General features: G+C 69.1%; 10 protein-coding genes. 6 read left to right on the top strand and 4 right to left on the bottom strand.

Annotation, left to right across the window (positions count from 1 at the left end; all coding sequences use genetic code 11):
• Positions 1–31 precede the first annotated feature (31 nt).
• The 6 genes from BZB76_RS31290 (at position 32) to BZB76_RS35045 (ending at position 4,786) form a co-directional block, all read left to right on the top strand.
• The gene (locus tag BZB76_RS31290; RefSeq protein WP_121438049.1) at positions 32–1,519 is read left to right on the top strand and encodes a S53 family peptidase; all 1,488 of its coding nucleotides are present in this window, start codon (positions 32–34) and stop codon (positions 1,517–1,519) included.
• A 15-nt stretch (positions 1,520–1,534) separates the two neighbouring features.
• Positions 1,535–2,050, top strand: a complete 516-nt coding sequence (locus tag BZB76_RS31285; protein ID WP_121438048.1) for a hypothetical protein — start codon at positions 1,535–1,537, stop codon at positions 2,048–2,050.
• A gap of 157 nt (positions 2,051–2,207) precedes the next feature.
• On the top strand, positions 2,208–2,624 hold the full coding sequence (locus BZB76_RS31280) for a hypothetical protein (RefSeq protein WP_121438047.1): 417 nt from the start codon (positions 2,208–2,210) through the stop codon (positions 2,622–2,624).
• Positions 2,621–3,163 (top strand): HAD family hydrolase, encoded by a 543-nt coding sequence (locus tag BZB76_RS31275; RefSeq protein WP_147449616.1) that lies wholly within the window; start codon positions 2,621–2,623, stop codon positions 3,161–3,163. The genes BZB76_RS31280 and BZB76_RS31275 overlap by 4 nt, the downstream gene beginning before the upstream one ends.
• An 85-nt stretch (positions 3,164–3,248) precedes the next feature.
• Entirely contained in the window at positions 3,249–4,070 is an 822-nt protein-coding gene (locus tag BZB76_RS31270) for an endonuclease/exonuclease/phosphatase family protein (protein ID WP_121438045.1), read from the top strand.
• A gap of 101 nt (positions 4,071–4,171) precedes the next feature.
• Positions 4,172–4,786 (top strand): hypothetical protein, encoded by a 615-nt coding sequence (locus BZB76_RS35045; protein ID WP_170180848.1) that lies wholly within the window; start codon positions 4,172–4,174, stop codon positions 4,784–4,786.
• A 111-nt stretch (positions 4,787–4,897) separates the two neighbouring features.
• Here BZB76_RS35045 and BZB76_RS31260 read toward each other — a convergent pair whose 3' ends face one another.
• The 4 genes from BZB76_RS31260 to BZB76_RS31245 form a co-directional block, all read right to left on the bottom strand.
• Positions 4,898–5,908, bottom strand: coding sequence for a hypothetical protein (locus tag BZB76_RS31260; RefSeq protein ID WP_147449615.1), 1,011 nt, complete (start codon positions 5,906–5,908; stop codon positions 4,898–4,900).
• A gap of 85 nt (positions 5,909–5,993) precedes the next feature.
• Positions 5,994–8,081, bottom strand: coding sequence for a methyltransferase, FxLD system (gene fxlM, locus BZB76_RS31255; RefSeq protein WP_121438043.1), 2,088 nt, complete (start codon positions 8,079–8,081; stop codon positions 5,994–5,996).
• On the bottom strand, positions 8,081–9,451 hold the full coding sequence (locus BZB76_RS31250; protein WP_211343290.1) for a lanthionine synthetase C family protein: 1,371 nt from the start codon (positions 9,449–9,451) through the stop codon (positions 8,081–8,083). Before BZB76_RS31250 ends, fxlM begins: the two co-directional genes overlap by 1 nt.
• Positions 9,448–12,579 carry a lantibiotic dehydratase gene (locus BZB76_RS31245; protein ID WP_211343289.1) on the bottom strand — a complete coding sequence of 1,044 codons (3,132 nt, stop codon included), beginning with the start codon at positions 12,577–12,579 and terminating at the stop codon, positions 9,448–9,450. The genes BZB76_RS31250 and BZB76_RS31245 overlap by 4 nt, the downstream gene beginning before the upstream one ends.
• Positions 12,580–12,731: the final 152 nt, after the last annotated feature.

Below are 12,731 nucleotides of genomic sequence, written 5' to 3'. Positions count from 1 at the left end.
GACAAGTCCATAAACGATAGAAAGAGCCCTCTTGTCCCCCATCAAACGTAAGTGTCTCTCCGCGATCGCGGCCGGTACCGCACTGGCCGCGATCGGCGCCCTCGCCGCGTGGCCGGCGGCCCCCGGACGCGTCGTGGCCGTGGCTGAGACCTCGCCATCGGTGCTGGCTCGCCAGCTCGCGCAGGGCGTTCTGTCGCTGCATGGCGGCGGTCCGCTCCAGACCCGGCTCTCCGCCCAGGACGTCCGCGCGGCCAAGACCCTCGCTCGCGGCATCACCGCTTCCGCTGGGGGTGCCGCGCCGCCCCACACGGCCGAGTGTCGGGTGGCTTACAAGGTGCCGTGCTTCTCGGTCCGGCAGCTGGCCCGCGCGTACGGTGTCGACAATGCCCACCGTGCGGGTTGGACCGGTAAGGGCGTCACGGTGGTGTTCCCGATCTGGTACGGGTCCCCCACCCTGAAACAGGACCTGGCCCGCTTCAGCGCCGCCTACGGCCTGCCCGCCCCCAACATCGAGGTTCGCAAGTTCGGGACCATCCCGCCGATGCCCGCGCCCGACGCGCCGGACGCGCCGTTCCGGTACGCGGTGGCCGAAGAGGCCGTGCTGGACATGTCGCTGGTGCACGGCATGGCGCCCGACGCCAAACTCGTCGCGCTGGTCACCCCGGGCAACTTCGACGGACCCGACGCCGGGTACGCCGAGATCCTGCACGCGATGCGCTCCTACGCCCGCACTCACCCCGGCGCGGTGTTCTCCCAGTCCTACGGCATCTACGAGGCCGACCTCCCCGCGCGGGTGCTGCGCGGCTTGGACCGGCAAATCGCCCAGCTCGCGACGCAGTATGCCGCGACGATGATCGTGGCCAACGGCGACACCGGCAACACTTCCGGCACCAGCCCCGACCCGGCCGTGCCATGGCCCGCCAGCTCCCCGCACGTGACCGCAGTCGCTGGCACCCGGATGCACCTGACCGACGCCGGTACCCGCATTCGCCCCGACACCGTGTGGGACGACTCGAACGGCATCGGAATGGCCACCGGCGGCGGCCTGTCTGCCGTATTCGCCCGCCCGCCCTACCAGAAGCCCTACCGGAATCTGGTCGGACGGCACCGCGGCGTCGCCGACATCGCCGCCAACGGTTCAGGTGAGTCCCGGGTGGTGTTCTACTCCACCTACAACGTCCTCGGCGGTCAGATCGACCGGGACGGCGGATGGCGGCGCGCGGCCGGGACCTCGGTGGCCGCGCCGCTGATCGCCGGGATCACCGCCCTCGCCCGGCAGGCAGCCCACCGGCCCCTCGGCACCCTCAACCCCACCCTCTACCGGATCGTGGCCACCCCACGCCGCGCCCACAAGTTCGGAATCGCCGACGTCACCACCGGCTGCAACAGCGTCCCCGGCAACCAGGGCTGGTGCGCCCGCCCCTCCTGGGACCCGGTCTCCGGCGTCGGAACCATCGGCGACGCCGCCCGGCTGGTCCCGGCGCTCGCTGGCCGACGTACCAGCGGCTCCTCCGGCTGAGCGAAGGGGACTCCTTTGGCGACCGCGTATTCCGCGCCGAGCACGGAAACCCAAGAGGAGATCGCTGCTGCGCTCCAGCAGATCATCGCCCAACTCGGGTCCAGTGAGATGAAGTATCCGGCGGAGCTGGTCAACGCGTCGCTGGCCCGGGACGGTGCGGTGCGCGTGATCGCCTATCTCGCCGACCTCGCCGCAACCGCGGCGCGCGAGGCGTCGGCGGCCTCCGGGCAGGACCCCGAGGATCTCGTCCGGCGGTTCGTCGAGCGGATCGATCCCGGCGAGCTACCCGGCACCGTCCTGGCGTGGAAACGCGCGGTTGACGCTGTGCTACACCTGCTCGGTGCTCCGTTTCCGAAGGTGGGGGTCGGTTCAGTCGAGCCGGAGGATCTGGCCACCGCGCTAATTTTCCTGCAACTGCTCAGCCGCACCGACCTCGGCGTGGGCAAACACGATCCCGGCCTGATCTGCACGATCCCTGCGACAACCAGACGGGCCACTGGTGGTCCCACGCCCGGCCCGACCCCCTCTTGAACCTCGCCCGGCCGCGGGCCCAGACCGCGATGAGACCGCCAGCCACCGGCACCCGGTCCTGTGTGGTCTGCGGTCGGGCGAGCATGACCAATCACCTGCCCGGCCGCCCGCGAGCCCGCGCGGCCGAAGTCTCCACGCAGATTGGAGGGCACCGCGCATGACCAAGCTCCGGCTCAGCTACGCCAACGTCGAGCACGGCGGCCGGGACACCACCATCGGGTACTCGGCCCACTCCGGTGACGGCGGCGGCTACGACCTTCAGAAGGTCACCGCGATGTTCCACGACGAGGACCGGCCCGACGTCCTCGCCATGGGCGAGGGTGACCGGTACGAGCTGAACGGGATGGAAGCCACTCTTGAGGCCGCCGCCGCGCTGCGTGAGGCGGGCGGCCCCGCCTTTATCCCGCACCCGTGCTCGCTGCCACGCGATGGCGACATGTTCGCGCCCGTGATCCACGTCGACCCGCAGAAGGGCGTGGTGCGACGGTTCTGCCGCCACCAACTGTGGCCCCTGCTCCGGCGCTGCCCGATCCGCAGTCGCCGCCGATCGAGGGACGGCGGGTGCGGCGGATGACCGCAAGTCAGGCCCTGTGGCGATCCCACGTGCACGGTGGACCTCTAACCCACGTCTTCATCGATTACGGTGGCACGCTGACCAGCAGCGGTGACGCCGTCGACCCCCGGCTGGGCATGCGCCCGATCACCGATGCCGCGTTGGCCGCCATCTGGGAGTTGCACGCCGTCGGAGTCGTCCTAGGGCTGGTGTCCAACACCAGGCCGGGCCAGGACCGGCGCCGCGCCCTCCAGGCCGCCGGGGTCGACCATCTCTTCGGCGACCGGGTCCATCTCTCCCACGAGGTGGGCGTCAACAAACGCAGCTCGCTTTTCTACCAGCGTGTTCTAGACACCCTGGGAATCGAGCCCGGCCAGCTGCTGGTCTGCGGCAACCGCCTCGACGCCGATGTCCGCGCACCGGCGGCGCTCGGTATTCGCGCGGTCCTGCTCGGATCCAGTTCGGCCCGCGCTGAGCTGCCCCCACGAGCGACCTTGATCAGCGACATTCGTGATCTTCCCCGCGTCCTGACGGGGGCGAGCCGTGCGCCTCGATTCTGACCCGGTGCTGTGCCGCAACGGTGAGCCGCAGGCACCCCATTCGGCCCGCCGCGGGTGGTAGCGCAACGACCTACTGGAGGACTTCATGCCACCCACGACCACGCACTGCGAACTTCGGCTCGCCTACTGGAACCTTCACGAGGGCGGCCTGGACGGGGAAAACGACGAGCGGCTCCAGCAAGCCGTGCAGATCCTGGGCGCCGAAGACCTCGACGTGGTCTGCCTGGGCGAGGCCCGATGGTCCGAACGCGGCAACCCAACGGGAAACAGGCGGCTCCACCAGGTCGCCCGCGAGCTCGGCATGACCGGCCGGTATCTGGTGCCCTCAAAATATTACCGATGCGACATGGCGATCTTCCTCAAGGAGGACAAACTCCAGCTTGTTGAGGAGCGCCATGAACACGGCATGCCCTGGTTCCATGCGCTCGCCCGACTGGAAACCGTCGTCGACGGGTTCGGGCGCCTTGATCTGGTCTTCAACCATTTCGCGCCGTCGATGCCCACCATACGCGCCCTGGAGGCGGAAGCATTCAAATTGCTGGGCAAGGTTCCGGTCATCGCGGCAGGCGACTACAACGCCGTCGCCGAGCACGACGACGTGGACCCCGAGGCGTTCAAGGCCGATAAAGAACACAAGCTCGACCGCCGACCAGCCCACATCATCGCTGAGGCCGGATTCATCGACGCAGGCGCCGAATACGGCAATTTGTCTTCGACCGTCGGCTGGCGGAACGGCAGACGGTTCCGATGTGACCGCGTGTACCACAACATCAAGAACGCGCAGATCACCGGCTTCACAGTGATTTCGCCCGAAGTTTCGGAAGACCCAAGCCTGGATCTGTCCGACCACGGCGGCGTCATCGCACGCCTCGCCCTACCCACCCGGCCAGACACGCCGACGGCCTGACCGCAACACCCCAACCACGTCCTCCACCCTCCGACCCTCGAAGACCCGGAGTTGATCAACGCGCCGAGCCTGGCACAACGAGCGCGGAAGGACCCGACACGGTGACCAACCAAAACTCGAAACCAGAGGAACCTGACTACGAGACGAACAAACTACTCAAGCTGGCCTCAGAGCTCAACAACTATGGCTTGAAGACCCAGATGAAGACCGAGGACTCTTCACCATCCCTCGTACTGAATAACGGTGAGATAGTGTCCATTTCTGGCGGATACTTCATCGGAACGTTCGGGCGGACGTTCTCGGTACTATCGGCCGTAGAATTGCTCTTGGGGCTGGAGACAGAGCCCCGGCCGCCCTCGTCAGCATCCGGAATGAAATGGGGATGGCTCTCACTGGCCCTGACCTGCTACCCCGGCGTCACAGGAAACGAACCCGGCATCGGGTCCGCAAGCTTCGGATGGCATCGACCTAGCCGATCGGCAACAATCGCGAGAGTTCCAGCAGAAAAGCTACGGCGATGGGCCCAGGCGGGCCTGCTGAGCCACATCCACGAACCCAGAAGGCATCACCGCTATCTGCGCGCCGAACTGGACTTCATCAAGGAAATCGGAGCCGAACAGGAGGTCACCACACCAGCGCTAAGGGCGTACGCAGAGGCGGCGCTGTACGGGTTTCTCACGGCCGACACCTCCGGGCGCATCATTCGGTGTGCGTAAATGGATCTGTCGCTGCAGGCCCTGCAGCGACAGAAAACCGGGCGCACGCCGTGAAGCGACCACGCTCGTCAGGCACAGGTTGATGATCCAGCGTTTGGCAATGTGACCTGACTAACAGGCTGCGGCGCGGCGGTTGGTCAAGAGCGGGGCCGTTGTGTCCATGGCGGCGGTGAGAGCGTCATTGAGGCGGGGTGGCAGGTACTTCGCGCCGAGATGGCATTGCCGAACGATGCCGTGGGCGTGGCTGCTGTCGTCAGCGGTGAGCAGCGCGGCACAGCGGGGGTGGGCGAGCAGGTCACGGACGGCGTATCCGTCTCGAGTGGCGAGTGTCTGGCGGACCAGCCCGGCGGCGTGAGCATCAGCGTCGTGGTGTGCGACGGCTGTGGCGTCCAGGACGGACAGGCCAAGGCGGGTGTGGAAGACCGCCAGTTCTGGCCTCGCGGTGAGGCGCTGGTAGTGGTGGAGCATCGCGGTGACGGTCTGGTCGGTGGTGCGGCCGGCCAGGACGGTCAGGCAGGCGCCGACGGCGCGTTCCCAGGGCTCGTCTGGGGTGGCGGTGTTAAGGAGGGCGAGCGCACCTGCAGGGTCGTCATCGGTGGCGGCGGCGATGATCGCGATTTGGAGGCCGTCCAGGAGCCGGTGTCCAATGCCGCGGTGGTGTTGCATATGGACATGTGCGTCGTGCCAGCGGCCTGCGGTGATGAGGGCGCGGGGCGCGTCAGCGAGAATGATCGACCACAGCCAGCGGTGCAACTGCTGATGGTCGTCGGCGGTAGCGGTGAGTGTTGAGGCAGGCACCTCGATGCCGTCGACGGTGGTGTCGGTGCGAACGGTGACCGCCGTGTAGAGGGCGGCCAGCAGCTGGTAGGCGCTTTCGCCTTCCCCCGCCCGGATCCGTAGGCGTGCCAGGTTGACAAGGGGTTCGAGTGCGCGCCGGGCCGCTTGGCCATTCAGGGGGGCCTTGTCCAGGTGGAGCTGGGCGTGGCGGTGACACCAGGCGCGGGCAAGGTCGGGCAGACCGCAGTCGGATGCCAGGAGCGCGGAGCGGTTGTGGACGGCCGCGGCCTTGACCGGGTCGTGTTTCTGAGCGGCGGTGCGGGCGAGGGCGCAGATCCCTTCCACGCGTGTGGTCAGGGGCGAGCAGATGGGTCGGGTGCGGGGTAACAGCGGGAAGCGTTGCGCGGTCGGCCCGGTGGGGTCCATGGCATCACTGCCAGGTCACCACGATGGGCCTGCCGGGCCGGGGCAGCACGAAACGGCCGTTGGCCGGGTCGCTGGCGCCGGGGTCGCCGTCGGGGAGGGTGAAGGTGGCGGTCATTTCCCGGCGGTCGGCATTCCAGAGGTGGATCTGACGGGCGACGTCGTGGACGAGGTCCGGGGCGCCTGAGCCGTGACCGGCGACGCCGACCTCGAAGTTTCCATCCGGCGTACGTCTCATCGTCAGATAGGCCAACGCTTGGCCTCGGGTGGTGGCCATCGCCCCCCACCCGAACATCGGCGTGAGCCCATGCCGCTGTCTGGCTTCAGCGGCGACGGTCATCCGCATCAGCGCGTTGTCCAGGGTGAGGCCCAACCACAGGTCCATCCATTCGAACGATGCGCCTGGTGGGAGTTCCACACCGGTCCACTGCTGGGTCCCGGGGCTGTCCAGGACGTTGTCCATATGGTCGGCGTTGACAGTCTGGTCTTTGTGGACTTGGAGGGTGACGTCCTGTTGCGGGTTGAGGGCGATGGTGGTTCGTGCGTCGTCGCCCAGACCACGCAATGGCATGAACACCGACAAGTGACTGTCGACCGATGCCCAGCCGTCGCTTTGGCGCTCGAACGCGATGGTGCGGGAGGCGGTGCCTCGCAGCCTGGTGGGGACGACCAGGCGTCCGTCGGTTGCGAGTTGGTCGAGCCAGGCCGCGGGGATGTCGTAGGCGGAGCAGGTCGCGATGACCCGCTGATAGGGGGCGGCGGTCGGGTTGCCGAGCGCCCCGTCGCCGAGGATCACCTCGACGTTGGCGACGTCGGCGTCGGCGAGGTGGGCGCGGGCCCCGGCGACCAGGTCGTCGTCGACATCGATGGTGACGACCCGGCCAGATCGGCCGACCAGGTGTGCCAGCAGAGCGGCGTTGTAGCCGGTTCCGGCGCCGATCTCCAAGACCCGGTCCCCGGGCTTCGCCGCAAGCTGGTGCAGCATCATCGCCACCACGGTCGGTTTTGACGCGGCGGAGATGCGGGTGCCGCCACCGTCAGCCTTGGTGTAGACGGGGCCGTCGAAATAAGCCCTATCGATGGGGACGCCGGGTAGGAACGCCTCGCGCGGCACGGTGCGGAAGGCGTCGCCGATCTCGGGGGCCGTGACGGCACCCTGCTCGGCGAGCCGGTCAACCAGCGCGTTGCGGAGCGCCTCGGCGTCCAAGGGCGCCTGGTGGCTGAGGGTCGTCATCTCATCGACCTTACGGGTTGTGGGTGCGGTGGCGGGGCCGGACACGAGGGTCCGGTCTGGCGCGAACACGGTGCGGGTGGCCAGGTCGGCGAGGACGGCTTGGTCGGTGCCGGGAATGCCCGCCCGGTTGAAGTGGAACAGGATGTGCTTGGCCAGGATGCCGCGCAGGCCGCGGCCCTGTCGGAGGCGACCGTGGCGGTTCAGGTCGGCCAGTGTCTGGCCCGCCCGCTCGAAGGCGTCGACCCAGGCGCCGAAGCCGTGTAGCGGCTGACCCGGTCGGGTGAGAGCGCGGGTGTCGACGGTCAGCAGCGTGCCCATCGCCGCGGCGAGGCGATCGGCGTCGGCCGTGACCGCGCCGACGGGTTTGGCGAACCCCCGCAGGACGGTGATCTTGTCCCACACGTCGCCCTGCTCATGCCAGTCCAGCTCCGCCGCCCGTAGCAGGACGCTGCAAAGCAGCACGGCGGTCTCCTTGGCGCCCAAGGCGGGACGGGCCGGGGACAATAGCGCATGGCTGTCGAGGTGGAACAGTAGGTGAGCTGCGTCCATCGCGGCAGCTCCGCCGAACGCAGCCGTCTCCGGTTCGTAGGTCACCGATGTCCATCCGGCGATCAGGTCCTGTTTCGCGAGCTGGTCGAGGAGACGGCCGATCGTGGTGTCGGGGCCGTTCGACCGAAACCGGAGCCGCCACGTGGGCACGTCGGCCACGGCCCCGGCCGCGAACGGTTTCCGCAGGAACCACCACAGCGACAACAGATCGTCGCCCTGAGCACCCACCAGCGCCGGATACAGGTGGCGGCCGAGCCGCGGGGCCAAGGCCCGCTCGTGCATGACGATGTTGTATTGGAGCCAGCCGGTCATCAGTCGACGCGCCCTTCACCCAGGCGGGCGGCGGGGCGCGGGGTGAGCAGGCAGCAGTCCCATCCGCTGCGCGGAGGAACTCCGGTGGCGGGCATAAGGACCGCCAACGCGGTCCCAACGGCGCCCTCCAGGAAGTGCGCCCCTGCCGTGGTCTGCTGCAACGCTGCGTCAGCGGCAGCCCGAGCGTCGCTGTCGGCCGGGTAGACGGCATCCAGGAGGCCGGACACAACGGTGGAGAGCCTGCCGGTGCTGGGTGCCGCGTCGGCGGCTGCCGTCGCGGCGATGTGGGCGAGACCGGCGAAACCGTGGCAGAGCGAGGTATCGGTGGTGGCGGCGCGCTGGAGCGGATCCGACAATGCTTCAGCCAGGATGGTCTCGGCGGCCTCACGCCGGTGCGGGTCACCGATTGCCAAGGCGGCGAGCTGTTGGCTGCGGGCAACGCCCGCGGCGCCGTAGCACCAGCTCGGCCGCGCATGCCCGAGCCGCTCCCGCCGCGAGGCGGCTAATTCGGCATGGTTGATGGTGTAGGGCCAGGCAGGTCCGGAGCCGGTGCCGGTCAGCCACTGATCGAACCAGGCCAGGATGGTGGTGATCGCGGTGTGGTGGTGCTCGACCGTGACACCGTCCAGCGCGGCTACCGATAGGAGCGCTAGTGGACCGGCAATGCCGTGGGCGAGGCCGTTGTTGCTGTGCCCGCGCGGGAACGCGGCGTCGGATTTACCGGAGGAGCCGCTGGCGGTCCACCAGCCCGGCAGGGGCAGCCCGTCCGGGCCGTCGACCGGCGTGGTGAGCCGGACCAAGTAGGTGAGCACGTCTCGGGTGAGTTCATCGTCGCGGTGGCGCCTCAGCAAGTAGGAGCCGAATCCGGTGAGTCCGCGGATTACGTCGAACTCGGCCAGGGCAGCGAGGCCGCCAGCGTCAATGCGGGCGTGGGCGGCGTCCAGGCGAGCCCGGACGTCGGCGCGGATGGCGGTGTCGAGGATCTCCAGCGCTCTGCCGTAGCGGCCCGGCTTGGTTTGGGCCGCGCAGGCGAGCGCGTGAGCGACCGCCGGTGCGCCGTAGAAAAGGTGGCTGTCGGGCCCGGACGCCACGGCGCGGCCGGTGGCATAGGTCAGCCAGTCGTGGGCGCGGTCCCAAGACCGCTCGCCGAGGGCGGCGAGCTCGATGTGCAGCAGAGCGATGCCCGGTGCTCCGTAGGCTAGCGATTGGCGACGCACCTGCTCCCCAATCGAGCCTGGGAAGGGGGCGGCCGCCAGGTCAGCGAGCAAATCCGCGACGGCTAGGGCGAACCACCGGCTCGGATGCATTTCAGCAGGCGAGCGCGGAGCGGGCGGCGGCGAGGACAGCGGTCGGGACACTTGCGCCGTCACCGGATTCCCTCCTTTGCCTCCCACGCCAGCGCGGCCGAGCGGGTTAGATGCAAGGCGAGGTCCTCGGCTTGGCGGTCGATGCCGTAGCCGCGAATGAAATGAACGTGCAGCAGCGATCTCAGCACCTGATCGGGGATGATCCCGGCGCAGTCCCCCTCTGGCTGTTCGGCGTCAGGCAGCACCGCCCGATAGGCGGCGACCGCCTCCTGTCGGGCCCGCCATCCCACCATGATCTCCTGACCGCCGGTGCAGCCGCGCAGCGCACCCCAGTCGTCGCGCGGGTCAGCCAGCCTCACCGCCTCGCGGAACACCGGGCGGGCAACAGGCGAGGGCGGCCTGGCGGGAAGATGGTCGATCAACCACCGCATACCCGCCGCTGCGCCGCCGGTGAACGCGGCAGCGATCGCGGTCGTGTGGACGGCGGCCAAGACCAGCGGGTCAGGGCGGGACGGCGTACGCAACTGGGTACAGACCGCGTGGGAGTCGGCGGCGAATACCCGCTCGGCCAGCCGATAGGCCCGGCCACTGCCCCACCGGCCGACTTCCGGATAGCAGGTGGCGTAAGTGATGTGACGAGCCAGCCCGGTCTGATGCAGGTCGGCGGCCCACTCGCCGACGGCCCCGGCGTACTTCCCGAACATGGCGGGACCTGCGGATTCGTCAGCGGCTTCGGGGAGGGTGATGCGCAACCGCAGATGTGGGCCGTCGCTATCGGCGAACCGCAGGAACCACCACTGCGGGTCCCCGAGCCGGTGCAGCAGCTTCGGGAGGCGTTCGGCCAGCAGCAAGTCTTGGAGCTGCGCGGGACCGTACAGCTTGGTGAACATCTGCCCACTACTGCCCGGAAGGTGGCCGTGGCCACGGTGCAGGACCCGCGCTATGGCGGGTCGAGGAAGCGGCGGCCAGGAGTGTGCCGTGGTCGCAGCAACCGTGACGACGAGCTCGTGAGAGCGGCCCGCGCACCAATCCGCCGCGTCCGAGGCAGGCGCCTCCAACAGCCTGGCGTGGCGGTTGCGGGTCAGGTGGGCGCGCAGCAGCGCCCGGTGCGCGGCCTCGTCCAGATCCAGCGGGAGCCGCTGGTCGCCCTCGGCGATCAGCACGCGGCGTGGCAGTCGTCGTCGGTGCCGCCAGCCGGACAGGGCCGTCTCCCATTGCGGCCACGACGCTGCGCGCCCGGACAGTTCCGCCTCGGTCAGGCGCCACTGCGCGGGGGCCAGGATGATCCGGCCGCAGCGTACCCGTGGCCGAAACGGGAGCCGGTCGGCGGGCCCCCAGTCGAACGGCGTCACTTGCGTGGCGTGGGCACGGCCGATCTCGATCAGCAGCCGCGCCAGGGGCGCGGTGTGCACCTGCACGTTCAGGGCGTGCGCGGCAACCACCTCGACCCGCCTGCCCAGGGCGGGGGCGGCGAGATACAGACGGTGGCCGTCGCAGCCGACCGCCATGTCGTCCACTGTCAGCACGCGTTCACCGAACGGTCGGTGCTCGGCCAGGCTAAGCAGCGTCGGCCAGATCTGCCCAGTCCGAGCCAGGTGGGCGTCCCTCGGCCGCAGCGGTGAGAACGAGATCTGCACCACCATGGTGTCAGGATCCGCACCCGGCATCCCCGCGATATCCACAGCTGTGGCTGCGGCGGCACTACTGTTCAGGATGGGCAGGAAACGGCCGGTCAGAGTGCCCGCGCCCCGTGAAACGGTCAGCACCTCCACGGTGAAATCACCGCCGTCCACCGCAGCGGCGGAGTCGGCGCTGAGACGCACCCCGAGTTCCAGGTGCGGCGGTAACCGGAGCTCATCTGGCGGCGAGGCCAGCTCATCCAGCAACGTCTCGTCCACAACGACCTCGTCACGGCCGTCCAGGGCAGCTGCCTGCGCCAGTTCGAGAAGGACCTCGTCGCGGTGCCCGACCGTTGGACGGCGGGGCGGTTCACCGGTTCCGGGATATCCGGCGGGGTAGCCGAGATCGGCGACGACATCGGCCACGGGGACCAGCGAACCGATCCCGTATCGTTCCCAGAACCGCTTCAGGTAGGCACCCCATTCGCCGGTTCCGGACGGATACGCCGACAGCCGGGCCAACAGGTATGCGGCGCGCTCCACCTCACCGGCGACCCGCCACGGCAGCACCACCTTGGCATCCAGCCGCAGGTCCACCGCCAGCGGACCGCGCCCGGTCGACGTGGGGATCGACCGGGGGATCAGTGAACTCATCTCGTCCGCCAGATCACGGCGGACGGCGCGGCCCTTGCTCGCGGCCACCCGGTTCTGCTCCTGCAACCTGTCGTGGATCAGCGTCAGCCCCCTGACGAGGTCTGCGACTCCCGCGATCTGGTCGCCGCCGACGCGATGCAGTTGCCCGACCAGGTGGCCAAGCGCGTCCGGGACGGTGGCAGGAGCGTGCAGACTGCTGATCAAGGCGCGGCGGTGCACCAGTTCCGTCAGCATCCCGGTCACTGCCTCTGCGGCGACACCAGGAAACTCCTGTTGCAGCGAAGCGGCCAGATCAGCGAAACGGATCGGAGTCCGGGCCTGCGCCATGACGGTCCGTACGGCCGCGGTATGGCGCATGGCGACATCCACGGTGCCGATGCTCTGCTCAGACGCCTGGTAGGGGACGATCAGGCGATCCCCGCGCAGGATAGCGGTGGAGTTCGCCGCGACCGGGAGCTGGGCCAACAGGTCGGGGACGCCCTCCAAGTGCGCGAGGAGGCCGGCCAGCCAAGGCGCGCTGGCGCGCGTCACCGCCACGTGATCGTCGCCCCACTCGACAGCGGTCGCCGCGCCGAAACAGGCCGGTGCCACGCCGGCGAAGAAACCGAACGGGGTGGGCCGTTCCCGAGCCCGCAGCAAGTACCGGGCCACTGTCATCACCACCGACCGGACCCGTCGGGCTGCCGGAGCGGGAGCCGACAGCAACGCGGTGACCCCGTCCGCCAGCTCTGCGGTGGCGTAGCCGATCGCCTCGACGGTCTGTTCGTCACGCCAGACATCAGCGAGCCACTCCAGCCATTCATCGACCGCAGCGGCCGACCCATCGGTGAGGTCAGGCCACCGGCGCCCAGGCCGCGCTGGAATCGGAACGGCACGCAACACAACGGTACGGCTGGCTTTGTAGGGCGACGATCGCACGTGAATCCTCCGCCTCGCGGGCTGACGTCAAGTCGGGCGTGTCCCTACGGGTGGCTGCCGCCCCGGGAGGGATAGCGGCCACCCGCTGGTCATTCGGCGCTACTCACGCAGGAGGTGGCGCAGGTCGATGCGCAGCCGTGGTCGGAGCCGGA

Origin of the sequence: Actinomadura pelletieri DSM 43383, from assembly GCF_003634705.1 — a bacterium.
GTDB lineage: Bacteria > Actinomycetota > Actinomycetes > Streptosporangiales > Streptosporangiaceae > Spirillospora > Spirillospora pelletieri.
Note: the sequence above shows the minus strand (reverse complement) of the source record. Positions and strands in the feature narration are given on the sequence as shown.

What these genes read in the sequence shown, in the direction of transcription:
- BZB76_RS31275 (WP_147449616.1), top strand. Translation starts at nt 2,621, where the DNA reads ATGACCGCAAGTCAGGCCCTGTGGCGATCCCACGTGCACGGTGGACCT.
- BZB76_RS31270 (WP_121438045.1), top strand. Translation starts at nt 3,249, where the DNA reads ATGCCACCCACGACCACGCACTGCGAACTTCGGCTCGCCTACTGGAAC.
- BZB76_RS31280 (WP_121438047.1), top strand. Translation starts at nt 2,208, where the DNA reads ATGACCAAGCTCCGGCTCAGCTACGCCAACGTCGAGCACGGCGGCCGG.
- fxlM (WP_121438043.1), bottom strand. Translation starts at nt 8,081, where the DNA reads ATGACCGGCTGGCTCCAATACAACATCGTCATGCACGAGCGGGCCTTG.